The sequence below is a fragment of the Corynebacterium sp. P4-C1 genome (assembly GCF_030503595.1).
Lineage (GTDB): Bacteria > Actinomycetota > Actinomycetes > Mycobacteriales > Mycobacteriaceae > Corynebacterium.
In genome coordinates, this window is the sequence record NZ_CP129966.1 from 1,491,148 (window position 1) to 1,513,670 (window position 22,523).

Consider the following 22,523-nt stretch of genomic DNA (forward strand, 5'->3'; position numbering starts at 1 on the left):
GATGGGAAGCGGCGCCGACGGCGTATGGTAACTACACCTTAATTTAGTAGGCCGAATTCCAGAAATTACCGTCGCGGAAAGCTGCCGGCGGCGGATCAGAGGAAGCGGGCGGCACCGCCGGCGAAAAGCTTCTCCGCCACTTCGTTCCCCAGTTCAACGGGATCCGTGCCGGCCGCCTCCTCGACGAGCTGCGCGGAGCCGTCGGGTGCGAACACGCCGCCGCGCAGGGTGATCCGGCCACCGTCGATTGTCGCGGTCGAGGCCACGGGCGCGGTGCAGCCCGCCTCCAACACAGCGAGCACCGTGCGTTCCGCCATCGCGCATGTCGTGTCGTCGGCGCTCACGAGCTTATCGACGGCCTGCCGCGCGTACCCGTCATCCGCCCTACACTCCACAGCCAAAGCGCCCTGCGCGGGTGCCGGCATGAACTCGTTCGGATCGAAGACCTGCGTCGCCTTGGCTCCCAGGCCCACGCGCGTCAAGCCCGCGAAGGCCAGGACCACTGCGTCGAGCTCGCCGTCGGTGACGCGCCCCATGCGCGAATCGATGTTGCCGCGCAGCGGGCGGATATCCAGATCCGGGCGGATCGCCTTGAGCTGGGAGATGCGGCGCGGAGCCGACGTGCCCACGCGCGCGCCCACCGGCAGTTCCGCCAGCGTCATCCCGTCGCGGGCGATCAGTGCCTCCCGACGGTCCTCGCGCACCGGGATCACGAGGTGGGTGCGGGGCTCTGCCGCCGTGGGGAGATCCTTGAAGGAATGCACGGCGATATCCGCCTCGTTGTTGAAAACGGACTGGCGGATCGCCGTCGTGAACACCCCCACACCGATGCGCTCCACCGGTGCCTGGCTCAGGTCGCCCGCAGTGGTGACGATGGTCAGCTCCGCGGGATAGCCGGCGTCGATAAGCGCGTCGCGGATGTGCCCCGCCTGTGTACGCGCCAGCTTCGAACCGCGCGTGGCCACACGCAACGTCCGCTGGCTGTTGGTCTCGGTCGCGTCTGTCACTGCTCGTGTCCTTTCTCGCAGAACCCTGAAAGCGAGTTCTTCTCGAAGCTGCCCGCGGATTTGATTCCCACCGTACTGTCCCCCGCCGCCAGGCCCGTCGTGGTGTCCCTGCCACCGGTGAGCCCGAACAATTCCTCGATGGCGATCTCGTAGCTGACCTCGTCGGACGACGCCGCGAGCTCCTTGATTTTCACGGTCGGCTGGTGCAGGAGCTTGTCCACCACGCGCTTGACGGTGCGGGAGACCTCCTCGAACTCGTCGTCGCCCAGCTGCGGAAGCCGCGTGCGCAGACGATCCAGCTCGGCCTTCGCCGTCGCGGACGCGTTGACGCGCAACTGCTTGACCATCGGTGCGGCATCGCGGACGCGCTGCTCGCTGGTGAAATTCGCGATTTCTTGGGCGACTATCTCCTCGGCGCGGCGGCGCGCGAGACTGCCTTCCTCCGTCGAACCAGGGTTGACCTCGTCATCCCCGAGTTTCGCGTGCAGAGCCTCAATATTGATCAGGGTGACCCCGTCGATCTCCCCGACCGCGTCGTCGATGTCGCGCGGCAGCGACAGATCTACCAGTGTCGCCGCACCCGAAATGTCCTCCGGTGTGAGCGTGAACCCGTCGCTCGCCGTTGCGGACACAGCGATGTCCACCCGCGACAGGGCCCCGGCGCGCGCGGAGAAATCCACCACCTCGGCCGCCACTCCCGCCTCGCGGGAGTGCTCGGCGAGACGCTCGGCGCGAGAACGCGTGCGGTTGGCCAGGATGAGCTTGTCCACACCGCGCTTGCCCAAGTTGGTCGCCGCCAGCGACGACATCGCACCCGCACCGAGCACCAGCGCTGTGCGTCCCTCGAGGGTGTCCACGCCCATCTCTTTCATCGCCTCGTCGAGGGCGAAGGTGACCATGGACGCGCCGGCGTCGTCGATAGCCGTCTCGGTGTGGATGCGCTTCCCGGTGTGCAGCGCGGATTGCACCAAGGCGTGCAGGGCGGGCCCGATCGTGCCTCGCTCCGTGGCCGACTGGTAGGCGGAGCGGACCTGGCCGATGATCTGCTGCTCGCCCACCACCATCGAATCCAGGCCGGAGGCGACCCTCATCAGGTGCTCGGCGGCGGCGTCGGCATACCGGACGTAGAGGTATCCACGCAGTTCAGCGACATCAACGCCGGAGAACTGCTCAAGCACGCGCAGAACGTCGTTCACGCCGGTGTGGAAAGCGTTCGTGACCGCGTACACCTCAAGGCGGTTGCACGTGGAGATGATCATCGCCTCCGACAGGCTCGGCTGCCGCGTGAAGGCTTCGCCCGCCTCGTTCTGCACGGCGTCGTCCATGCTCAGCCGCTCCAGCAGCGCGACAGGCGCCGAGCGGTGGGACATGCCCACCAGGAGAACACTCACGAATACTTCCTCCAGACCAGTTCACCGGGCATCCGGCGCAACGGCCGTGCCACAAATCATCCCAAAGACTACCCCCGGCATCCGGAGACGCCGCAACCACCCCGCCGCCGCGGGGTCACCCAGCATGCGCCCCCAGCTCCGCGGCAAGCTCACCGTTATCCACTTCCCAGCAGGCGAATTCCTCTCCGTCGATGACGATCACGGGCACCCGGTCCCCGTATTCGAGGGCGAGCTCGGTGTCCGTGTCCACGTCGACCTTCTCCAACCGGGCCCCGGCACCGGACACCACGGGGGTGATCTGCTCCACCACCCGCGAGCACGAACCGCAGGTCTTCCGGACCATCACTTCGACTAGGCGCGTCATCTTAGGGGGTTCCTTTCGTTCGGAGGGCGGACACGAGGGCTTACGATGGTTAATCAGGCTACTCTGCCAAGCGCACCCGCCCACCCCCTGGACAAGGAGACCACCCCGCCGTGAGCCCCGACAACGGTTCCCTCCCCGGCCGCGACTACCTCGCGCAATGGTCCATTTCCAGAGGCAATCTGCGCCGCTTCATCGAGGAGACCGCACTCCCGCCTATCGACGACGACCACCAGCGCGCCGCCGGTGAAGCTGCCGCCGAAGCCGCCATCGAAGAGACATTCGGGATCGGGATCGAGCAGTTCGCCACCGGAGTCGACTCCGTCTCCGGCGCCGCCGAGAACGCCGGCGGAATTCGCCTCACCCAGCCCGATCCCAACATCCCCCAACACACGAGCGCCGCCGCATTCTTCGATGTCGACAACACGCTCATCCAAGGTTCTTCCCTGATCCTGCTGGGCTACGAGCTCTTCCGCCGGAAATTCCTGACCCTGGGCGAGATTTTCCCGTACCTCGTGGCGCAGATTCGTTACCGCGTCTTCGGCTCGGAGCTGCCCGACGCCATGGGCTCGGGGCGCGAAATGGCCCTCAACTTCGTCAAGGGCCAACAGGTCGACGCGCTCAAGGAAATGTGCAGCGATATCGTCGACGACCGGCTGATCGACCGCACCTACGCCGGCACCCGGGAGCTCGCCGCGATGCACATCGCCGCCGGCGAGCAAGTCTGGCTCGTCTCCGCCACTCCAGTGCAGATCGGCCAGTTCCTCGCCGTGCGCCTAGGTTTCACCGGTGCCCTGGGCACCGTCGCCGAGGAAGCCGACGGAAAATTCACCGGCCGCCTAGTCGGCGACATTCTCCACGGCCCCGGCAAAGCCCACGCTGTCGCCGCCCTCGCCGCGGTCCAAGCGCTCGACCTGTCCGAGTGCACCGCCTACTCCGATTCCGCCAACGACATCCCCATGCTGTCGATGGTGGGCACGCCCGTGGCGATCAACCCCGACCGCAAGCTGCGCAAGCACGCTGAAGAGCACGGCTGGCTGATCCGCGACTACCGCCCAGTCCGCCGCCTGCTGTTCAGCTGGCTCGCGCCCGCCGGCATCGCGGCGGCCGGCGCGGGAGCCTTCGTGTGGCGCCGCAAAAAGCGCCGCGGCTGACACCGGAACAACGCAAAGCGCCCGCTCTCACCCCCATCTCCCGTATCGGGGGCTTGGGCGGAGCGGGCGCTGAGTGAAGCTGTGGGCGTGCTTTACTTGCCCAGCTTGCGACGCTGAACGCGGGTGCGACGCAGCATCTTGCGGTGCTTCTTCTTGGACATGCGCTTACGGCGCTTCTTGATCACAGAACCCATCAGGTTTCCTCACTTTTCGTCTGTCGTACGTACAGTTCCCTACCGCATCCGCCACCTGCAACATGTTGTTCAGGGGCGCGCCCTGGGGTGCACTCCCGGGGCAGGACCGAGCGGAACACTCGGTGCGCGGCACGAATACCTGGAAAATTCTACCGGCCTGGCTAGGCGAAACCAAAAAGCGGCCCCTTCCCACCCCGCCGGCACGGCCCCAGAACATGCACAAGCGGCGGTCCGCACCAGATGCCTTGAAAAAATCGGTCGCACTCCCCGCGGTCTTATCCGGGAAACCCCGCAACCTGCACTTGCGCAAAGTGCTACCGCAAGGGCTGAGCGACTTCTTCAGGAGTCGGCGCGGACCGCCGCCTTTCGGCCGGACGGCCGTGAAGTTATCCCACGTCGTAGACGGAGGACTCCAGGTACTCGCTGACAGCCGACTCGTTCACGCGGAACGAACGGCCCACGCGCACTGCCGGCAGCTCACCGGAGTGGACGAGGCGGTAGACCGTCATCTTGGAAACACGCATGATTTCCGCAACTTCGGCCACGGTCAGGAACTTGCCTTTATCTTCATTTGCCATGTGTTTTATCTACCTCCAGCACTGTGGCGCGCTGTAGGCTTCCCCTCCCACAGGACGAACACGCACGTGCCTTGAACAGCCTAGCGTGAAACCCGTGCCACATGCGACTCAAAAGCTGGAAAACTTTAACTTTGTTCACAGGTCTTTCTCGGTCCCCTAGTGTCGCTAGTTCCGCTGCCAGCAAAAATGTCCCCACACACCTCGTAGGAGGCCGTGGGGAAGAAAAATTTCATTGCCCGCCGCAACGCCGCAACAAGGTGCTGCGGCCCCGGCTCTAGCGAGTGGGCGCGTTCGGGCCGCTGCCTACTTGCCCATCTCCGCTGCGCGGTTCGCCGCCGCCTCTGTCGCCCGGTAGAACGCGCCGCGCACACCGGACTCTTCGAGTTCGCGGATCGCCTTGACCGTCGTTCCGGCCGGGGAGCTCACCCCGGCACGCAGCTCCACCGGCATCTTGCCGGAGTGGGCCAGCATTGCTCCGGCACCTTCCGCGGTCGCGGATGCCAGCACCGTCGCGGTCTCGCGCGGCAGGCCCAGACTCACCGCGGAGTCAACCAGGGCCTCAGCTATGAGGAAGAAATAGGCGGGGCCGGAGCCGGAGATGGCGGAGGCGGCGTCGATAAGCTTCTCGGGCACGACGACGACCTCTCCGGTCGCTCCCAGCAGATCCGTGACCAGCTCCTGCTGGTCCTCCTCCACGAAGCGGCCGAAAGAGACCACGCACACGCCCTTACCCACCTGCATCGGGGTGTTCGGCATGACGCGCGCGAGCGGAGTGCCCGCGCTGTGCACCGCGTCCGACATGGCCGCGAGCGTCACACCCGCCGCCATGGACACGAGCACCGTCGAGGTGTCGTTCGCCGCGATGGCCTCCGACAATTCCTCGATCATCTCCGCGATCGCGTACGGCTTGACGCACAGGAAGCAAACCTCCGCGTCCGTGACCGCCTCGACGTTATCGTCGGTGGTGATGATGCCGTAGCGCTGCGCGAGCTCCTCACGGCGGGCCTCCGTGCGGTTCGTCGCCGTGATGGTCTCCGGGTTGACGCCAGAAGAAACAAGGCCGGAAATCAGGGCTTCCCCGATGTTTCCGGCACCGATTACTGCGATTGAGGTGCTCATGCACCCAAGAGTGCCACAGCAGCCCCGCAGCGGGCCACTGGGGCGGAGAGGTTTAGACGACCGAGACGAGTGCGGGCCCGAAGGTCATGGCAGCGCCGGCGAGCGCAGCGAGCGTCATCGTCAGCGCGTCACGGCCGGTCTTCATCGCGCGCACGAGCAGCACCACGCCACCCGTCACGGCGAGCGCCAGAACACCCACAAGCAGCGGGTTCAGCGACGTCCACAGGTACTGGAAGCCCAGGAACACCAGCACACCGACAACCAGGCCGGCAAAGACGAGCAGCACCAGCATGATCGGGTTGACGCTGTTGTCTTCCTCGTACTCCTCGTGCACGTCGTCTGCGCGAACGGTTTCCTCCAGCAGGTGTTCGTCGCGCACGACAGGGGTTTCCTGCGTCGCTTCGATGTCGGAAGGCTCAGCGGCGGCACGCTTATCGATGTCCTCCCGCTCCTCCTTCACTTCACGGTCCGGGCGGTCACCGAAGTCGACCACACGGGTGATCGGGCCGGTCTGCTCCGTCTTCTTCGGCTGCGGGGCAACCGCCGTGAAGCTGCTGCGGGTCGCGGCCTCGGCCTGTGGCTTCGGCTGCTTTTTCTGCACCGGCATCTCCGGCTTTACCGGTGCCTTCGGCTTCGACTCAGTCTTCGGCTCGGACTTCGGTGCGGAGGTGGTCGCGGGCTTGGGCGCGGCGGGCTCCACCTTCACGGAGGTGGACTGCTTCGCCTCGGGTTCAGACTCGGGCTTCGCGGTGGCCTCGGTGGGCTTGGCCGCTGCAGCAGGCTTTGCGGGTGTGACAGCAGGCTTCTTGGCCGTTTCGGCAGGCTTAGGCTGGGCAGGCGTCTTGGGCGTGTCGGATTTCTCCGGCTCCTCATCGATCGGGACGGAGGAGTGCTTCACCTCGGCGGGGCGGGCGTCGACAGCCTTGAGCGAGCCGGTGAGCTCGGCGACGGAGATGCCGCCCTCGTCGAGGCTGCGGCGGCGACGGCGCCGGGGTTGGGGTTCCGGGTTCTCCTTCTGAGCCCGGGCCATCAACTCGGCCACAGTCAGCTGCTTATCGGCCATCTCGTCGTCTCCTTAGTTCTGCCCTTTATCGATCTGCCTGAGAATTACGCCCTCGCGCAAAGCCCACGGACAGATTTCTAACTTATCAAGATTAAGTGCACGCATCGCTGCTTCCGCAACGAGGGCACCCGCCACGATCTGGTGGGAGCGGTCCGAGCTGACGCCTTCAAGCTCGGCGCGGTCCGACGCGGTCATGCGGGTGATGAATGCGATCAGCTGGCGCAGACCCGGTGCGGTCAGCGTGCGCTTCACGTGCGGGCCAGCCGACGACGGCGCCGAACCGGTCAGGCGCGCCAACGTGCGGAACGTCTTCGAGGTGCCCACGGCGAGGCCGGCTTCGCCCTGGGCGAGGAAATCGTCCGCGGCGGTGGAGAGCTCGGCATCAATGTAATCGCGCAGAGCGTTGACCTTCTTCTTTTCGGGAGGATCGGTGTCGAACCACTCGTGGGTGAGGCGTCCCGCACCCAGATCGAGCGAGACTGCCACGTCGGGGACCTCGTCGGTGCCCGTGGACATTTCCAGCGAGCCGCCGCCGATATCCAGGTTCGTGATGCGGCCCGCGGACCAGCCGTACCAGCGGCGCGCAGCGAGGAACGTCAGGTGCGCCTCGTCCTTGCCGGACAGCACCTTCAGGCGGACACCCGTCTTCTTCTCCACATGGTCGAGCACGTCGTCCGAATTCGCGGCTGAGCGCACTGCGGAAGTTGCGAAGGCGAGGAACTCCTCGCACTTCAGGTTGTCGGCCAGATCGGCCGCCTCCTGCACGGCGTCGGTCAGTTTCTTGACACCTTTGTCGTCGATCGCTCCGTTCTTGTCCAGCATCTCGACGAGCCGCAGGGGCTGTTTCCAGTCGCTCATGGGGGTCGGACGTCCACCGCTGCGGGCATCAACTGCCACGAGGTGGACAGTATTGCTGCCCACGTCCAATACACCTAGTCGCACAGGCTCAACCCTAGACCGTCTACCGTGGTGCAGTGTGAATCAACCTGTGTTTCTGGGGTTTCCGAAGAATTCTCCCGCCGGAAAATCGATCCGCGCCGGACGTGAATTGCCGCCGGATTTTCCGCGCGAATGGTTCGAATTCATCCACCCCGACGACCCGCACCACTATTTCAGCATCGATCTGACGTGGCTGGAATCGACCTGGTCATGCCGCTTCGGCACCGCGCAGTGCCACGGCATCTCCGAGGACCTTCCTGTCGTCGGCTGCTGCATCCACGGTGCCTATCTTTCCGACGAGCACGACCGCGACGACCTCTACAACGCTGTGGCTGAAATGCCGGCGAAGTTCTGGCAGCTGCGCCCCGACGACGTCGACAGCTACATCGCCGCCGCCGACCCAGTGGAACTCGAGCCGTGGCTGGAGTGGGACGACGATGAAGAGGAACCCTCGCTGAAGACCGCGGTGGTCGACGGAGCATGCATCTTCGCCAACCGCCACGGCCACTCCACCGGACCCGGGTGCGCGCTGCACCAGTGGGCGATGGCGGAGGGGCGCAACATTATCGGCTCGAAGCCGGAGGTGTGCTGGCAGGTGCCGTTCTCCCGCGAGGACGAATGGCAGGAGCGTAGCGACGGCCAAGAGATCCTGCGCACCACCATCGGCGAATACGACCGCCGGCAGTGGGGCGACGGTGGCGAGGACTTCGACTGGTGGTGCACCAACGACCCCGCCTGCCATTCCGGCAACAGCACACCGGTGTGGCAATCAATGCGGGACGAGCTGGTTCAGCTGATCGGCGAGAAACCATACGCGATCGTCGCAAAGCATTGCGAAGCGCGCGCGGCGGTGCCGACGGAAGCAAAGTCCGTGCATCCCGCGACTGCGGCAAAAGATGCCGCAGACGGGGTTTAGGCCTCGAATTTGTAGCCCAGGCCGCGGACGGTAATCAGCTGCTCTGGGCGCGACGGCTCCTGCTCGATCTTGGTGCGCAGGCGCTTGACGTGCACATCGAGCGTCTTGGTGTCGCCGACATAGTCGGAGCCCCAGACGCGGTCGATGAGCTGGCTGCGGGTGAGCACGCGCCCCGCGTTGCGCATCAGGTACTCGAGCAGGTCGAATTCCTTGAGCGGCATCGGCACGGGCGTGCCGTCGACGAAGACGGTGTGGCGCTCGGCATCGAGGCGGACGCGGCCGCCCTCCAGAACATTCTCCGACTGTGCCTCGGCCTCCGGCTCGGACACGTCGGAGCGGCGGCGCAGCACCGCGCGGATACGGGCGATGAGTTCGCGCGTGGAGTACGGCTTGGTCACGTAGTCGTCCGCGCCAAGTTCGAGGCCAACGACCTTGTCGATCTCCGAGTCGCGCGCCGTGACCATGATGATCGGGACGTCGGATGTCGCGCGCAGCTTCTTGCACACGTCGGTTCCGGACATGCCGGGCAGCATCAGGTCAAGAAGGACGAGGTCGATGTCGTTCGCGGCGAATTCAGAAAGTGCGGCCTGGCCATCGGCGGCGATGAGCGCCTCGAAGCCCTCTTTCTGTAGGAGGTAAGCAAGCGGATCTGCCAGCGATTCCTCATCCTCGACGATCAGGATGGTCGATGTCATGTTCGTGTCCTTAACCTTCTCTAGCCTTCTTTATCCCTGATGCGCGCCACGACGCGTCCCACCGGGAACGACTTGTTCGGCTGCGTTTCGGAACCGTCCCCGCTCGAGGGGTTGCCGAGATCGGCGATCTCCGCCGGTACCACCGCAGAAGCTAGCTTCTCTGGGGCGAAGACCGGCAGTTCGATCGTGAACGTCGAGCCTGTTCCGAGCCGCGACCATAGTTTGATATTACCGCCATGGTTTGCCACCACATGCTTCACGATGGCCAATCCGAGCCCCGTGCCCCCGGTTTGCCGCGAACGCGCCTTATCGACGCGGAAGAAACGCTCGAAGACCCGCTTCTGGTCTTCCGGGGCAATGCCGATGCCGCGGTCGGTGACGCGGATCAGCACCACCGAATCGCGGACGACTTTCTGGGTCACGGTGACCGGCTTGCCCTTCGGCGAATAGTTCACCGCGTTGGAAATCAGATTGGACAGCGCGGTGACCAACATGGACTTGTCGCCCATGACGTGGGTGTCGTGGCGCTCCCCGCGGGTGAGCTCGATCTCCTGCCCCTCGGCGGCGAGCTGGTTGCGCTCCACTGCCTCGTCGATGATGTCGTCGACGCGCACCGGCGCCATCTCTGGGAGTGCTTCGGCCCCCTGCAGCTTGGACAGGTTGATCAGATCCGCGATCATCGCGCCCATGCGGTGCGCTTCCCCCAGCAGCTTCTCACCGAAGTAGGTGACCAGCTCCGGATCGTCAGGGTCCTCGAGCAGCGCCTCGGCGAGCAGCGACATGCCGCCCACCGGGGTCTTCAACTCGTGGGAGACGTTAGCGACGAAATCGCGGCGCGCCGATTCCATGCGCACGTTTTCCGACTCGTCCGTGGAGTAGACAATGATGTAGTCGGTCTCCGACAACGTCAACGGCTGCACCACAGCGCTGACGTTGTTGACGCGGCTACCGGTCGACCGGTGCTTCAGGTCCATCTCCAGCACGCGGGCTTCTTTGTCCTCGAAGACCTTCTTGCCCACACCCCGCACCTCCGGGTTCAAGGTGCGGTCGTGGACGATGGACATGTGGTGCGCCGCGGCGTTCGACAGGATCACTTCACCCTTGCGCCCGACGACGGTGATGCCCGTCGGCGAACCCTGGATGACCAAGTGCAGGATTTGGCTGACCGTGCGGACCTTCGTTTCTTCAGGGCCGGCCTGCGCACGGCTGCGCCCCCGCTGCCGCCGGAACTTGGCGGTTCCGGCGGCGGCGAAGCCGGCCACCAACGCTCCCGCGAGGAAGGCGTAGACAGCACTCACGGAGTGGTCTACTTATTCCCCTGGTTGGCGACGGCGGCTGCGCCGGCCGCGGCGGCCTCGGGGTCGAGGTAGGTGCCGCCCGGGTTGGTGACGTTGCCGTCGGCGTCGAACTCGTAGACCAGCGGCATGCCCGTCGGGATGTTCAGGCCGGCGATCTCCTCGTCGGAGATGTTGTCGAGGTACTTCACCAGCGCGCGCAGGGAGTTGCCGTGCGCGGCGAGCATGACGTACTTGCCGGCGAGCACCTCCGGCAGCACAGAGTCGATGTAGTACGGCGTGAAGCGCTCGACGACGTCCTTCAGGCACTCGGTGCGTGGCACCTCGGGCAGGAAGGAGTAGCGCGGGTCGTCGGTCTGCGCGTACTCGTTGTCCGGGTCGATCTCCGGCGGCGGAGTGTCGTAGGAGCGGCGCCACTCCATGAACTGCTCCTCACCGAATTCCTCGCGGATCTCAGTCTTGTTCAGGCCCTGCAGCTTGCCGTAGTGGCGCTCGTTGAGGCGCCAGTTGCGCTCGACGGGGATCCAGTGCCGGTCCGCCTCGTTCAGCGCGATATTGGCGGTGCGGATGGCGCGGCGCAGAAGCGAGGTGAAGACGACGTCGGGGAGGATCCCCTTCTCCTTCATCAGCTTGCCGGCGTTGACGGCTTCAGCTTCGCCTTTTTCGGTCAGGTCGACGTCGACCCAGCCGGTGAATTGGTTGGATTCGTTCCACTGGCTCTGTCCGTGGCGGACAAGGATTAGCTTTCCGTTGCTCATGGTTCCAGCATGCCAGTTTCGTCTCTGGTCCGCTGTGGAACGCGTTCAACAGGAGCAACAGAACTCACAGACGAGATGCGCCACGGAAGGGACGAAAGTGTTCTACATTCACTTGTGTGATTTCGCGTCGTACTATTGCTCCATTTGCCATTCTCGGCCTCGCGCTGAGCCTCACTCCGATCGCCCAGGCGGCTCCGGAGAGAGGTGCTGAGCAGGTTGCCGCCGCAATCGCAGCTCCGGGTGCACCCATGCGTGTGCGCCCGTTCGACGTGGAGCACCCGTACGGGCCGGATCAGCCGGACACCTACGAGCTCACGGGAGTGCACACCCACCCGGAGATGTACACGCGGTCGTGCTCGCAGGGGCCGGTCGGCGAGGTCGCGCTCGACAACGGCGGGAAGCAGCGCGTCATGCTCACGGCGGGGCACTGCGTCTCGGGCGAGTCCGACTTCGGCGTGATCATGGGCCAGGACGTCTACGCCCCGGTCCGCGGCGGGTACGAGCGCGTGGGCACGACCGGAATGGTGCGCACTGTCAACGTTCCCAGCGGGTACGACAGCTTATCGACGGCCGCCCGCAAGGCCCGCAACTCCACCGACTGGGGCATCGTGGTGCTGGATCCCGCCGCCGAAGCTGACGGCGCTTCCGCCTCCCGCGACCGCTTCGGCGGCAACGCCAGCAGCCCCGTTCCTCTGACCGGTGTGCGCGACTACCCCACCCTGGTGCCCGGCCAGTTCCGCCTAGACAACTTCGGTCAGCCGCTGTGCAAAGACGGTGACGTGGGGGCGCGTAAGTGCGGTTTCCAGATCCTCTACACCTCCGACTCGGTGTGGAGCTGGGGTCTCGACTACGCGCCGGGCGATTCTGGCGGTGTCAACTACGACCCGAAGTCGGGCGAGATCGTCGGCATGACGTCAATGGCTCTCGGCCCGTTGGGGACCGCGCAGCGCGCCGACCGCGCCCTCGAAGAGGGCTACGGCATCGCCGACGGCCAGGTCAACGAGAAATTCACCCCGGCTGCACCGGCAGAAAAGCGCGCCGACTTTGTCACCTCCGACGAGGAGACGCAGGAAGTCCAGCAGTACCTGGTGGACAACAACCCTTCCATCCCCGCAGAACAGCTCACTCCGCCCACCCCGAAGCAGCAGTTCGACACGGCGGTCGGCGCGGCCCAGCGAGACGCCGCGGCCATCGCCGGCGACACCCAGACTTTCGCCGCCAGCGCCGCAGTCGCAGTGGCCACGGGTGCCGCCAGCCCAGAGGAAGTCGGCGAGGCCGCCAACCACTTCGGCAACGCCGTGGGCGCCTACGCTTCCGCCCACGCGGACAATGTCGCGGCCGCGGGTCTGAATTGGGCCCTGGACGAATTCGGCTACAACTAGCCTGCCCGCCGGCCGCCCGCCGCGGACTAGTCGTGCTCGGGCCGCGCGCCAGTCGCGCGGTTAGTCGCCAGTGGCGTGGCGCCGCTCGGTCGCGGGTTCGAACCCGTCGCGGGCCTCTTCGTACACCCGCGTCAGCGAAGCCGCGGATTCGGACCAGCTGAACTTCGCGGCGCGCTCGACGGCGGCTTCGGCCATGGAGATGCGGCGGGCGTCGTCGTCAAGCAAAGCTCCGAGCGCCTCCGCCCACGCCGCCGGATCGTGCCCGTCGACCAGCACCCCCGTCTCCCCGTCCGCGACAGCCAGCGGCAACCCGCCCACGCGCGCCGCGACCACCGGCGTGCCCGTGGCCTGCGCCTCCACCGCCACCAATCCGAAAGACTCGTTGTAGCTGGGCACCGCCACAATATCCGCCGCCTGATAAACCGCCACCAGCTCCTCCGGCGGACGCGGCCCCAAGAAACGCACCGTGCGGCTCAACCCCAGCTTGTGCGCGAACGAACGGTAATAGTCCACCGACGCATCGCTTCCCGACGCCCCACCGCACAGAATCACCCGCAGATTCCTCCCCGGGTCCCGCTCCACCATCTCCGCGACCGCCCGCAGCAGCACCTGCGGCCCCTTGAACTCCTGCAGTCGGCCCACGAACGCAACGACCTCGCTATCCACCGGAATGCCCAGGTGGCGGCGGGTGCGCTCCGTGTTGCGGTTCGTCCCTGGGGTGTACAAACGCGTGTCCGCACCCGGGGTGACCACGCGGATGCGGCACGGATCGACGTCGTAATGCCAGCTCAACTGCTCGATCTCGTCCTCGGTGTTGACCACCAGAACATCCGCGTTGTCCACGAGCTGCTGCTCGCAGATCCGGCGCGCCTCCGTTTCCGGCGATTCCCCGCCCACCTTCTTCTGCGCAGCGTTTTTCACCGCCGCCCACGTGTGGCCGGTGTGGATGAGCGGCACCCGCACAAGGTCGCGCAAGAGCCACCCCACTTGGCCCGAGAGCCAATAATGCGAGTGGATCAGGTCGTAACTGCACCCCTCGTCGCGCGTGAATTGCACGATGCCGCCCGCGAATGCCGCGAGTTGGGTGGGCAGCTCCTCCTTCGCCAACCCCTCGTACGGGCCAGCGACAATATTGACCACCCGCAGCTTGTCCGTGACCTGCACGACCTCGCCCTGGCTCGGGCGGGTGGCGCGCGTGAACACATCCACCTCCACCCCGGCGGCGGCGAGCTCCCGCGCAATATTGAGGACATAGACATTCATTCCGCCCGCGTCACCGGAACCTGGTTGCTCGAGCGGAGAGGTGTGCATGGAGATCATCGCGACGCGCATACACACAGTCTAGGAACCTTCCCCCGGGGTCAGCGCGCGTGCTTGTGCCACTCCCCGAAGTCCGCCGCGATCGTCGCCGCCAAATTCCGGTAGGCCCGCAACGTGTTGGGACGCAGCCTGTCAATGTCCACCACCGCCCCCGCCGCCAGGTGGGGGTCGTACGGCACCACGTGCACCGCGCGGGTCCGCGCCGCGAAATGCGCGACTACGGCATCCATGTCGACCGCCGGTTTCGGCGACGACGGGGCCGACACCACGACCACCGCATGCGCCGCCAACCGGCCGTAGCCGTGCAGCTCCAGCCAATCCAGCGTCGCCGCCGCCGACTGTGCCCCGTCGAGTGCCGGCGAGCTGACCAGCACCAGTGTGTTGGCCAAGTCGAGCACCCCCGCCATGGCCGAGTGCATCAACCCGGTTCCGCAGTCAGTCAGGATGAGGTTGTAGTGGTGCTGCAGGATATCCACCGCGCGCCGGTAGTCCGATTCGCTAAAGGCCTCGGACACCGCCGGGTCTCGCTCGCTGCCGATCACCTCCAACCGGGAAGCGCCCTGCGTCGTGAACGCCTTGATCTGTGCGTACCGCGCCGTGTCCTCCGCCGTGAGCAGGTCACGGATCGTCGCCGGCCCCGGTGCCGCCACGCGCTGGGCGAGGGTGCCGAAGTCCGGGTTCGCGTCGATCGCGATCACCCGGTCCCCGCGCGTTTGCGCCAGCACCGATCCCAACGCCACCGTCGTCGTGGTCTTGCCCACTCCGCCTTTCAGCGACATCACCGCAATGCGGTAGTCCCCGCGCAGCGGCGTCCGGATCGCCTCAGTCACCCGCGCCCGCCGCTCCTCCCGGCGCGACTGCCCAGGGTTCACCTTCCCGCCCGTCGCCCCGTACACGAGCTTGCGCCACCCCTGCCGCGGCGGCGCCTTGACCGGTCGCACAATGTCGATGTGCTCCAGCGACGGGAAGGGCGCCTGTTGCGCCGGCGGCGCTAGCTGGGGTGGCTGAGCTGGCGGTACTGGCAGTGTTGATTGAACCGACTGTGCCGGCCCTGCCTCGGGTTCGAGGCCAGGCGCTTGCGCCTGCACCGCCGCGTGCGCCTGCTCCGGCGCACGGTGCAGGCCCACCCCCATTTCCGGCACCCACTCCCCGAGGCCGGTGTTGGCGTACCTGCGGTATTGAATGTCAGTCACGTCTTCCTCCCCCAAGGCATCTCGCTGATGAGTGACTCACTCCGTGACATTACGTGGGCGGGCACCGCCTGTGGGGCCAGCGATGTCTACTTCAGTGCGCATTGCATGGCGCGCGGGTGCGAAACGCCCCTCATTACCCCCATTTCGTGACCGAGATCATAAATTATCTGACATCCCACTCAAATCACTTATATACTTTGTCGAAGTAAATCAATGGGGAATTTACTGAACACCGAACGATCAACCGACGAGACACTTCAACGGAGGGCAGAACATTGTCGGCATTCGAAGAAAAGGCCTGGCTGTCAAGCTACGCAGAGTGGACCCCGCCGGAGGTCGAACTGGGCGACGACACCCTGCTGGACCTCTATGAGGACACCCTTTCGAAGCATTCCTACAAGAACGCCATGTGGTTCTTCGGCCGCACGATCACATATTCCGAGCTGGACAAGCAGGTCCGCAGCTGCGCCGCCGGCCTGAAAGCATTCGGTGTCCGCCCGGGCGACCGTGTGGCGATTGTCCTGCCGAACTGCCCCCAGTTCGCGATCACCTTCCTGGCGGCGCTGCGCCTCGGCGCTTCCGTCGTGGCGCACAACCCGCTGTACACCGCGCACGAGCTGCGCGGCCAGTTCAACGATCACGGCGCCCGCGTCGCCGTCATGTGGGACAAGTCGGTCGAAGCACTCGCCTCCCTGCGCAACGACACTCCGCTGGAGACCATCGTCTCCGTCGACATGACCAAGGCCATGCCGAAGTACATGGAGCTGGCGCTGAAGTACGTGCCGCTGAAGAAACTGCGCGAATCCCGCAAGAAGCTCTCCGGACCGGCTCCGGACACCATCCCGTTCGAGACTCTCCTGTCCGCCGCATTCGGCGGTGAGGGCCACAACCTTGAAACCCCGGAGATCACGCAGGACACCACCGCGGTCATCCTGTACACCTCAGGCACCACCGGTGAACCGAAGGGTGCGCAGATCACCCACGGCAACTTCAACCACCAGATGAAGGCCGGCCGCGCCTGGATGAAGGACCTGGGCAAGGAAGAGGAGAAGGTCCTGGCGATCTTGCCGCTGTTCCACGTCTACGGTCTCGCCCTGAACTTGGGTCTGGGCCTACTGGTCGGCGCGGAGATCACCCTGCTTCCGGCGCCGGAGCCGGACCTGATCCAGGACGCTCTGAAGCGCAATCCGCCCACCTTCGTCCCGGGCGTGCCCACCCTGTACCAGCGCATTGCCGCGTCGGCGGCGGAGAAGGGCCAGAAGCTGTCTTCGATCCGCAATTCCTTCTCCGGCGCGTCGACGCTTCCGGTCTCCACTGTCGAGGCGTGGGAGAAGATCACCGGCGGCAAGCTGGTGGAGGGCTACGGCCTGACCGAGACCGCGCCGATCGTCACCGCGAACCCGATGGACGGCAGCCGCCGCCCGGGCTACATCGGCGTGCCGTTCCCGAACACGCTCGTGCGCATCGTCGACCCGGACAACCCGACGGAACTCATGCCGGACGGTGAGCCGGGCGAGCTCGTGGTCAAGGGCCCGCAGGTGATGAAGGGCTACCTGAACAAGCCTGAAGCCAACGAGAAGGCGTTCGTCGACGGTTACTTCCGCACCGGCGACATGGGTGTCATGGAGGAAGACGGCTGGATCCGTCTGGTCTCGCGCATCAAGGAGATGATCATCACCGGTGGCTTCAACGTCTATCCGGACGAGGTCGAGAACGTGATGCGCGCGCACCGCGACATCGCCGACATCGCAGTTGTGGGCCGCCCGCGCGAGGACGGTTCCGAGGATGTCGTCGCCTGTGTCACCCTCGAGGAAGGTGCAGCGCTGGATCCGCAGGGCTTGCAGGATTTCGCCCGCGAGCGCCTCACCCCGTACAAGGTGCCGCGCACTTTCTACCACTTCGAGGAGCTGCAGCGCGACATGACGGGCAAGATCCGCCGCCGCGAGGTGCAGCAGTCGCTCATCGACCGCCTCAACGCGGGCACGGCTGCCGACGGCGAGAATGCCGATGGCTCGCCGGAGGAGCCGACCGAGGAGCAGATCGAAAAGGGCGCGAAGGAGAACGGCTGGTCGCTGGAGAAGGCACCGGAGGACTCCGCCGGGGCCGAGGCTGACGGCGCCAACGCCGAGGCTGATGCCACCGAAGGCGATGCCGGCCGCCACCGCCTCGACGAGGAGAACTAACTAGTCGAGAGTCAGCCCGATCCACACGGGTTCGGGCACGAGCTCGACGTCGAAACACTCGCGCACACCGTCACGCACCGTGCGCGCAAGCGTGACGACGTCCCCCGCCGCCGCCCCTCCACGGTTCGTCAACGCCAACGTGTGCTTGGTGGACAAACGTGCGGGGGCGGTTTCGTCCGGGTATCCCTTGCTGAACCCGGCGCGCTCAATGAGCCACGCCGCGGACAGCTTCACCTTCCCGTCGGCCTGCGGGTAGCGGGGCATGGTCTCCCCTTCACCGGGCCGCTCCGCCTCGACAGTGCGGGCGATATGGTCGGCCAGCTCGGGCGCGACGACGGGATTGGTGAAGAAGGATCCCGCCGACCAGGTGTCGTGGTCTTCCGGGTCGAGCACCATGCCCTTGGCGGCACGCACTCGCAGGATCTCCTCGCGGGCCTGAGCCAAAGGCAGCTGTTTCCCGCCCAGGTGCCGGAGAGGGATGGACAACTCGGACGGGGTGAGCTGCAGCTCGATCTCCAGCACCACGGCCCGGCCGGTGAATTTCAGGTTGGAGTAGCGGTACGCCAGATCCAAGTCCCTGGCCGGCACCCACTCGTCAGCGCCTGTCTCGCGGTTGTGCAGCCGCACGCGGGTGAGCACATCGGCGACCTCGGCACCGTAAGCACCGACATTCTGCACCGGCGTCGCACCGGCGGAGCCCGGAATGCCGGACAGGGTCTCAATTCCCGACAGTCCCGCACCCACCGCCGCCGCGACCACGTCGTCCCACACGGCACCGGCGCCGGCACGCACGACACCGTCGGGGCGGACGGAAATATCGTCGTTGCCCGCCACCACGACCGTCAGGTCGAGGTCGCCGTCGGCCACCACGAGGTTGGACCCCCCGCCGAGGATGAGGAGGGGCTCGCGGGAGGCGTCGAGAAGCGACACTGCCGAAGCCAGCTCCGACGCGGTACGGGCGCGCCACGCCGCACGCGGTGTTCCGCCCACGCGCAACGTCGTCAAATCCTTCAGCCGCACGCCCTTTAAGGGCTCCAAATCCAGTTGAGTCGCAGATGTTTCAGCCACGACAACAACGGTAGTCTGTGTGGCATGGCTACTCATAGCGACAACACCGTTACCGTCAACCAGCCCGCCGACAAGGTGCACAAGGCGTACTCCACCCGCGAATACTGGGAGTACATCGCCGCGCACCTCTCCCCCGAGCCGGGCGAGGTCAACGAATTCACCGACAACTCCGTCACCCTTTACGAGGTCCTCCCGCAGACTCTCCTGCCCGAGGCCGTGCGCGCCATGGTCTCCCAGGCGCTGAAGGTCAAGCGCGTCATCAAGATCGGTGCACTCGAGGGCGGCAACGCCGACATCTCCTTCACCGCGGATGTCAAGGGCACCCCGGTCGACTTCGGCGGCTCCATCAAGCTCACCGGCGAGGGCGAGACCACCAAGCTGGCTTACGAGACCGAGACCTCCGTGAACATCCCGTTCATGGGCCCAGCCATCGAGCCGAAGGTCGCCGAGGCGCTCGAGGACCTGTTCACCCAGGAGGGCGAGCTCACCGACAAGTGGATCACTGAGAACTTCTAAACTCGACCCCCCCTTTCAGCTATGGCCGATCATGCCCACAACCTGCGCTCGCAGGGCGGGAATGGCCGGCCGTACGGCGTTATCACCCGCGGCACCACCGGCTACAACCGGCTGCGGCGCTCCGACCGCTGGACCCGCTACAACCCCGATGTGCAGGAACTGCTGCGCGGCGCCGACAGGCCATTAGCCATCGACCTCGGCTACGGCGCCTCCCACACCACCACCGTCGAATGGGCGCGGTGGCTGAGGCAGATCAACCCGCGCACACGTGTGGTGGGCCTGGAGATCCACCCCGACCGTGTCCTGCCGCCGCGCGACGGCGTGACCTTCGAGCTCGGCGGTTTCGAGCTCGCCGGCTACCGGCCGCACCTCGTGCGCGCGTTCAACGTCCTGCGCCAGTACGACGTGGCCGAGGTCGCCGTGGCGTGGGAGACCGTCGCCGCGCGCCTCGCCCCCGGCGGGCTTTTCATCGAGGGCACCTGCGACGAACTCGGCCGCCGCGCCGCATGGCTGCTTATCGACGCCACCGCCCGCCCCCGCACCCTCACCTTGGCGTGGGCACCGGATGACGTCGACAAGCCGAGCGATGTCGCCGAACGCCTGCCGAAGGCACTGATCCACCGCAACGTCCCCGGCGAGCCGATCCACGAGCTTCTCGCCGCCGCCGATGACGCGTGGGAGCGCTCCTCCGGCTGGGCGCCCCACGGGCCGCGCGTCCGCTGGCGCCACGCCCACCAGATACTCATCGACTCCGGATGGCCCCTTGAACCTGTGCGCCGCCGCATACGCGACAACACGTTGACTGTGGATTGGACCGCGGTGGCGCCTACCAGCTAATTTCCACCGCGCAGGCTTATAGTCGAGGTTGTCAAACATAAGCGCTGTCACGCACAATGGGCGTTTATGACGCGCTCTTCCACTGGCCGGGGCTGGAAAATCGCCCTGGGCATCATCGCAGGCCTGGTCATTCTGCTGTTCGTAGCCGAAGTGGCCGTTCGCGGCCTCATCGCGCAGCAGATCCGGGCGAGCGTGCGCGACTCCGCACCTGAGTCCGCGGACATGCGCGAAGACGCTTCCGTCCACTTCGGCGCCTCCCCCGTCCTCCTCGGGCTCGCGCGCGGGAAACTCCAGCACATCAACATCGACGTGCCCTCCACCCTCGTCCCCGACAGCGACGAGATCGTGGGCAACCCGCCGGCCACCATCGACGCGACCGGCTTCGTCCTCGACCAGGACGACCCCAGCGCCGACTCCCTCATCCTCCACACGGAGTTGCCGCAGGCCCTGGTGCGCGACATGCTCCAGCAGGAGCTGCACCGCTCCCTCGACGAGGCTCAGAACGGCCGCTTCGCCGAGTACGACGGGATCCTCACCGTATCCGATGTGCGCACCAACCCGGCAGTGGGCACGTTCAACGTGACCTTCTCCAACGGCGCGTTCGGCGTGGAGCTGCGCCCGGAGGTCAGCGACGGCAAAATGACCTTCGCCGCCGAATCCACCCAGATCCTGGGGCGCGACCTGCCGGACTTCTTCTCCGAGGCTGTGAGCAGTGCCCTCGAGAACGGCCTCAACGAGGACGTCGTCGGCCCAATGCAGATTCAGCAGTTCCAGGTCGTGGACAACGGCTTCCGCATCACCGTTGCCGGTGAGAACGTCCACATGAAGCAGCTGCCGGTCTAGCCCGCCGGGTACACGCGCTCCGCCCCCTCCAGCAGCGCGTCGGCCGCCGCGTCGAGCGAATCGATCCGCCCGTGCACCGCCAGGGAGCATCTCTCCGCCACGGCGGGCAGCGCGGCAGCATCCCGCTTTTCGACGCCCACCGCCACCACATCCACCCCCACCTTCACCGCCGCGTCAGCCAGCTCCTGCAGGGCGCGCTCCCCCACAGTGTCCGGGCAGGTGACACCGAATCGGGTCGGCTCGTCCACCATCTGGTTCACCGCGATGATGTCGGCGAGAGCTGCGTTCACAGCGGCTGTGGTGGTTGTGGTGGCGGCTTCTGAGTCGCGCCCCGGCTCCCCCGCGAGCGCTTCTGCGTCGACAGCCACCCACACTTCATCGGCGCCGTCTTCTACCGCCATGCGCGCCTCGGCGGCCTTGATGAGGCTGTGGTGCCGCCCCGTCGGCCACCCGATCAGCGCAATGACCCGCCCGTGCGGTCCGGCTGCGCGCCTGGCCTCCGCCACACGCGTCGGTTCGCACACGGTGCCGGCGCCGGCTTCCGCGATGAGTGCTGCGAAGTCCGCGTCAGGCGATTCAGCCCCACCGCTGCGGCATCCCAGGCATGTATAGTCCGCTCGGCCGATGCGGCTCGTGAGCCACGACAGGTCGCCGTCACCGCCTCCCGCCGGTGTGTGTGGATTGTCCGCCACTGCTCAAGTCACCGCCCGTTACTAGCTGTTACCAGCCGTAATTGCCGCGCAGGATATTGTTCAGCTGCGGGCGCACGTCAAAGAAGTACAGACCGATGAAAATGCACCCGATCAAAGCCAGGAACTGGAAACCCACCAGGCACGCGATCGAGCTGACGAGGAGGATGGCCACCCACACCAACTTCGGCATCCGGTCGCCAGCCTCGAAGGCGTCGGCCCGGGTCACGCCCGCCATCACAGCACCGACGATCCCCGCAACGCCCACCGCCATCAGCAGCACCGCCTGCACCAGAGACGGCAGGAGCATAATCCAGCCCTGCAGTGACATGTTTTGCAGATTCATGAGCGTCATCGCGGAATCGTGCCTGCCTTCCAAAAAGCTCGGTCACCGCCGAGCCCGGGTTCTACTTGTCGTTGGTCGTGTCGGTGTTGCCGGAATCCTTGTCCCCGACAACCTCGCCGTCGATGATATCGGAGGCGTCCGAGCGGTCAGCCTCGTCTCCGCGGTTGCGGACCGTGTTGACGGCTGCGCTGAAGGTCCCGCGGACCTCGTCGGCGGCGTCGCGCAGGGCGGACTTCATCTTGTCGGCCTCGTCAGACTCACGGGCGGTGTCGGCGGCGCGTGTCACACTGCCAGCGAAGTCGCGGAGGATCGACCCGGCGTCGCCGGTCAGTGAGGCGGAAGCGGCGCGGAAATCACGGTCGTTCTCCTCACCGTCGTACGCCTCGCGGGCATTCGCGATAGCGGCCTTGAACTGGTCGCCGAATCCGGCGTGGTCGTCGGTCAGGTCCTCAGTGTCGGCGGCGTGCGCACCGCCGGTCGTCTCTGCGTCGCGGTCCGCGCGGAAATTGCGGCCGAACTCGCCAGCCAGGTCCCCGAGACGCGACCATGCGTTCAGGGACGCTTCACCTGCCCCCTTGAGGGAGTTCATGAGGCTGTCGTCGTCATGCCGCTTGTCGTCGGCGGCGGAATTATCGGTCACGGTGTCGTCTCCTCGGTGGTGTGAAGCGCGGCGGAA

Annotated in this window: 24 protein-coding genes; 7 read left to right on the plus strand and 17 right to left on the minus strand. The window is 66.1% G+C overall.

Annotated features, from left to right (window positions below; translation table 11 throughout):
- Nucleotides 1–95: 95 nt before the first annotated feature.
- The 3 genes from hemC to QYR03_RS07035 form a co-directional block, all read right to left on the minus strand.
- Nucleotides 96–1,007 (minus strand): hydroxymethylbilane synthase, encoded by a 912-nt coding sequence (gene hemC / locus QYR03_RS07025; RefSeq protein WP_301712526.1) that lies wholly within the window; start codon nt 1,005–1,007, stop codon nt 96–98.
- On the minus strand, nt 1,004–2,377 hold the full coding sequence (locus tag QYR03_RS07030; RefSeq protein WP_301979018.1) for a glutamyl-tRNA reductase: 1,374 nt from the start codon (nt 2,375–2,377) through the stop codon (nt 1,004–1,006). The genes hemC and QYR03_RS07030 overlap by 4 nt, the downstream gene beginning before the upstream one ends.
- Before the next feature lie 136 nt (nt 2,378–2,513).
- Nucleotides 2,514–2,762, minus strand: coding sequence for a glutaredoxin family protein (locus tag QYR03_RS07035; protein ID WP_259851715.1), 249 nt, complete (start codon nt 2,760–2,762; stop codon nt 2,514–2,516).
- A gap of 110 nt (nt 2,763–2,872) precedes the next feature.
- Here QYR03_RS07035 and QYR03_RS07040 point away from each other — a divergent pair, with 110 nt between their 5' ends.
- Complete coding sequence (locus QYR03_RS07040; protein WP_301712528.1) at nt 2,873–3,913, plus strand: HAD-IB family hydrolase; 1,041 nt, start codon at nt 2,873–2,875, stop codon at nt 3,911–3,913.
- Between the two features lie 92 nt (nt 3,914–4,005).
- Here the strand turns inward: QYR03_RS07040 and QYR03_RS07045 are convergent, their stop codons facing one another.
- The 5 genes from QYR03_RS07045 to QYR03_RS07065 form a co-directional block, all read right to left on the minus strand.
- The gene (locus QYR03_RS07045) at nt 4,006–4,107 is read right to left on the minus strand and encodes an AURKAIP1/COX24 domain-containing protein (RefSeq protein WP_003855542.1); all 102 of its coding nucleotides are present in this window, start codon (nt 4,105–4,107) and stop codon (nt 4,006–4,008) included.
- A gap of 386 nt (nt 4,108–4,493) precedes the next feature.
- Nucleotides 4,494–4,685 (minus strand): helix-turn-helix domain-containing protein, encoded by a 192-nt coding sequence (locus QYR03_RS07050; RefSeq protein WP_259851717.1) that lies wholly within the window; start codon nt 4,683–4,685, stop codon nt 4,494–4,496.
- Between the two features lie 303 nt (nt 4,686–4,988).
- Nucleotides 4,989–5,804: a pyrroline-5-carboxylate reductase gene (gene proC / locus QYR03_RS07055; protein ID WP_301712529.1), complete on the minus strand. Its 816-nt coding sequence runs from the start codon at nt 5,802–5,804 to the stop codon at nt 4,989–4,991.
- 52 nt (nt 5,805–5,856) lie between these two features.
- Nucleotides 5,857–6,867 carry a hypothetical protein gene (locus tag QYR03_RS07060; RefSeq protein ID WP_301712530.1) on the minus strand — a complete coding sequence of 337 codons (1,011 nt, stop codon included), beginning with the start codon at nt 6,865–6,867 and terminating at the stop codon, nt 5,857–5,859.
- Nucleotides 6,868–6,879: 12 nt separating this feature from the next.
- Complete coding sequence (locus tag QYR03_RS07065) at nt 6,880–7,809, minus strand: Ppx/GppA phosphatase family protein (protein ID WP_301712531.1); 930 nt, start codon at nt 7,807–7,809, stop codon at nt 6,880–6,882.
- Nucleotides 7,810–7,843: 34 nt separating this feature from the next.
- Between QYR03_RS07065 and QYR03_RS07070 the strand changes: the two genes are divergently transcribed.
- Nucleotides 7,844–8,722: a hypothetical protein gene (locus QYR03_RS07070; RefSeq protein ID WP_301712532.1), complete on the plus strand. Its 879-nt coding sequence runs from the start codon at nt 7,844–7,846 to the stop codon at nt 8,720–8,722.
- Here the strand turns inward: QYR03_RS07070 and QYR03_RS07075 are convergent.
- Genes QYR03_RS07075 through QYR03_RS07085 form a run of 3 tightly spaced genes read right to left on the minus strand, consistent with a single transcriptional unit; the run spans nt 8,719 to nt 11,470 of the window.
- Nucleotides 8,719–9,417, minus strand: a complete 699-nt coding sequence (locus QYR03_RS07075; RefSeq protein ID WP_301712533.1) for a response regulator transcription factor — start codon at nt 9,415–9,417, stop codon at nt 8,719–8,721. The genes QYR03_RS07070 and QYR03_RS07075 overlap by 4 nt on opposite strands.
- A 20-nt stretch (nt 9,418–9,437) precedes the next feature.
- Nucleotides 9,438–10,715 carry a cell wall metabolism sensor histidine kinase WalK gene (locus tag QYR03_RS07080; RefSeq protein ID WP_301712534.1) on the minus strand — a complete coding sequence of 426 codons (1,278 nt, stop codon included), beginning with the start codon at nt 10,713–10,715 and terminating at the stop codon, nt 9,438–9,440.
- An 8-nt stretch (nt 10,716–10,723) separates the two neighbouring features.
- Entirely contained in the window at nt 10,724–11,470 is a 747-nt protein-coding gene (locus QYR03_RS07085) for a phosphoglyceromutase (protein ID WP_301712535.1), read from the minus strand.
- A gap of 116 nt (nt 11,471–11,586) precedes the next feature.
- Here QYR03_RS07085 and QYR03_RS07090 point away from each other — a divergent pair, with 116 nt between their 5' ends.
- Nucleotides 11,587–12,852 (plus strand): hypothetical protein, encoded by a 1,266-nt coding sequence (locus QYR03_RS07090; RefSeq protein ID WP_301712536.1) that lies wholly within the window; start codon nt 11,587–11,589, stop codon nt 12,850–12,852.
- A gap of 60 nt (nt 12,853–12,912) precedes the next feature.
- Here QYR03_RS07090 and mshA read toward each other — a convergent pair whose 3' ends face one another.
- Nucleotides 12,913–14,184 (minus strand): D-inositol-3-phosphate glycosyltransferase, encoded by a 1,272-nt coding sequence (gene mshA, locus QYR03_RS07095; protein WP_301712537.1) that lies wholly within the window; start codon nt 14,182–14,184, stop codon nt 12,913–12,915.
- Between the two features lie 29 nt (nt 14,185–14,213).
- A complete protein-coding gene (locus QYR03_RS07100) occupies nt 14,214–15,365 on the minus strand; it encodes a MinD/ParA family protein (RefSeq protein WP_301712538.1) in 1,152 nt (383 codons plus the stop codon).
- A gap of 275 nt (nt 15,366–15,640) precedes the next feature.
- On the opposite strand from QYR03_RS07100, the gene QYR03_RS07105 reads away from it, so the two are divergent.
- Complete coding sequence (locus tag QYR03_RS07105) at nt 15,641–17,548, plus strand: long-chain-fatty-acid--CoA ligase (RefSeq protein ID WP_301712539.1); 1,908 nt, start codon at nt 15,641–15,643, stop codon at nt 17,546–17,548.
- On the opposite strand, the gene QYR03_RS07110 is transcribed toward QYR03_RS07105, so the two are convergent.
- The gene (locus QYR03_RS07110; protein ID WP_301712540.1) at nt 17,549–18,652 is read right to left on the minus strand and encodes a UDP-N-acetylmuramate dehydrogenase; all 1,104 of its coding nucleotides are present in this window, start codon (nt 18,650–18,652) and stop codon (nt 17,549–17,551) included. It abuts the gene before it with no gap.
- On the opposite strand from QYR03_RS07110, the gene QYR03_RS07115 reads away from it, so the two are divergent.
- The 3 genes from QYR03_RS07115 to QYR03_RS07125 all read left to right on the plus strand — a co-directional run bounded on the left by QYR03_RS07115 (nt 18,641) and on the right by QYR03_RS07125 (nt 20,812).
- A complete protein-coding gene (locus QYR03_RS07115) occupies nt 18,641–19,132 on the plus strand; it encodes a DUF2505 domain-containing protein (RefSeq protein ID WP_301712541.1) in 492 nt (163 codons plus the stop codon). The genes QYR03_RS07110 and QYR03_RS07115 overlap by 12 nt on opposite strands.
- Nucleotides 19,133–19,153: 21 nt before the next feature.
- Nucleotides 19,154–19,969 (plus strand): class I SAM-dependent methyltransferase, encoded by an 816-nt coding sequence (locus QYR03_RS07120; protein ID WP_301712542.1) that lies wholly within the window; start codon nt 19,154–19,156, stop codon nt 19,967–19,969.
- Between the two features lie 66 nt (nt 19,970–20,035).
- Nucleotides 20,036–20,812 carry a DUF2993 domain-containing protein gene (locus QYR03_RS07125; RefSeq protein ID WP_301712543.1) on the plus strand — a complete coding sequence of 259 codons (777 nt, stop codon included), beginning with the start codon at nt 20,036–20,038 and terminating at the stop codon, nt 20,810–20,812.
- Here QYR03_RS07125 and QYR03_RS07130 read toward each other — a convergent pair.
- The 3 genes from QYR03_RS07130 to QYR03_RS07140 all read right to left on the minus strand — a co-directional run bounded on the left by QYR03_RS07130 (nt 20,809) and on the right by QYR03_RS07140 (nt 22,487).
- Nucleotides 20,809–21,504: a hypothetical protein gene (locus QYR03_RS07130; RefSeq protein ID WP_301712544.1), complete on the minus strand. Its 696-nt coding sequence runs from the start codon at nt 21,502–21,504 to the stop codon at nt 20,809–20,811. The two genes, QYR03_RS07125 and QYR03_RS07130, sit on opposite strands and share 4 nt — an antisense overlap.
- A 28-nt stretch (nt 21,505–21,532) precedes the next feature.
- Nucleotides 21,533–21,811: a DUF2516 family protein gene (locus QYR03_RS07135; protein WP_301712623.1), complete on the minus strand. Its 279-nt coding sequence runs from the start codon at nt 21,809–21,811 to the stop codon at nt 21,533–21,535.
- A 97-nt stretch (nt 21,812–21,908) separates the two neighbouring features.
- Entirely contained in the window at nt 21,909–22,487 is a 579-nt protein-coding gene (locus QYR03_RS07140; RefSeq protein WP_301712545.1) for a CGLAU_01105 family protein, read from the minus strand.
- Nucleotides 22,488–22,523: the final 36 nt, after the last annotated feature.

What these genes read in the sequence shown, in the direction of transcription:
- QYR03_RS07030 (WP_301979018.1), bottom strand. Translation starts at nt 2,377, where the DNA reads ATGTCCCACCGCTCGGCGCCTGTCGCGCTGCTGGAGCGGCTGAGCATG.
- QYR03_RS07035 (WP_259851715.1), bottom strand. Translation starts at nt 2,762, where the DNA reads ATGACGCGCCTAGTCGAAGTGATGGTCCGGAAGACCTGCGGTTCGTGC.
- QYR03_RS07045 (WP_003855542.1), bottom strand. Translation starts at nt 4,107, where the DNA reads ATGGGTTCTGTGATCAAGAAGCGCCGTAAGCGCATGTCCAAGAAGAAG.
- QYR03_RS07050 (WP_259851717.1), bottom strand. Translation starts at nt 4,685, where the DNA reads ATGGCAAATGAAGATAAAGGCAAGTTCCTGACCGTGGCCGAAGTTGCG.
- proC (WP_301712529.1), bottom strand. Translation starts at nt 5,804, where the DNA reads ATGAGCACCTCAATCGCAGTAATCGGTGCCGGAAACATCGGGGAAGCC.
- QYR03_RS07060 (WP_301712530.1), bottom strand. Translation starts at nt 6,867, where the DNA reads ATGGCCGATAAGCAGCTGACTGTGGCCGAGTTGATGGCCCGGGCTCAG.
- QYR03_RS07075 (WP_301712533.1), bottom strand. Translation starts at nt 9,417, where the DNA reads ATGACATCGACCATCCTGATCGTCGAGGATGAGGAATCGCTGGCAGAT.
- QYR03_RS07085 (WP_301712535.1), bottom strand. Translation starts at nt 11,470, where the DNA reads ATGAGCAACGGAAAGCTAATCCTTGTCCGCCACGGACAGAGCCAGTGG.
- mshA (WP_301712537.1), bottom strand. Translation starts at nt 14,184, where the DNA reads ATGCGCGTCGCGATGATCTCCATGCACACCTCTCCGCTCGAGCAACCA.
- QYR03_RS07115 (WP_301712541.1), top strand. Translation starts at nt 18,641, where the DNA reads ATGGCTACTCATAGCGACAACACCGTTACCGTCAACCAGCCCGCCGAC.
- QYR03_RS07110 (WP_301712540.1), bottom strand. Translation starts at nt 18,652, where the DNA reads ATGAGTAGCCATGCCACACAGACTACCGTTGTTGTCGTGGCTGAAACA.
- QYR03_RS07120 (WP_301712542.1), top strand. Translation starts at nt 19,154, where the DNA reads ATGGCCGATCATGCCCACAACCTGCGCTCGCAGGGCGGGAATGGCCGG.
- QYR03_RS07125 (WP_301712543.1), top strand. Translation starts at nt 20,036, where the DNA reads ATGACGCGCTCTTCCACTGGCCGGGGCTGGAAAATCGCCCTGGGCATC.
- QYR03_RS07135 (WP_301712623.1), bottom strand. Translation starts at nt 21,811, where the DNA reads ATGCTCCTGCCGTCTCTGGTGCAGGCGGTGCTGCTGATGGCGGTGGGC.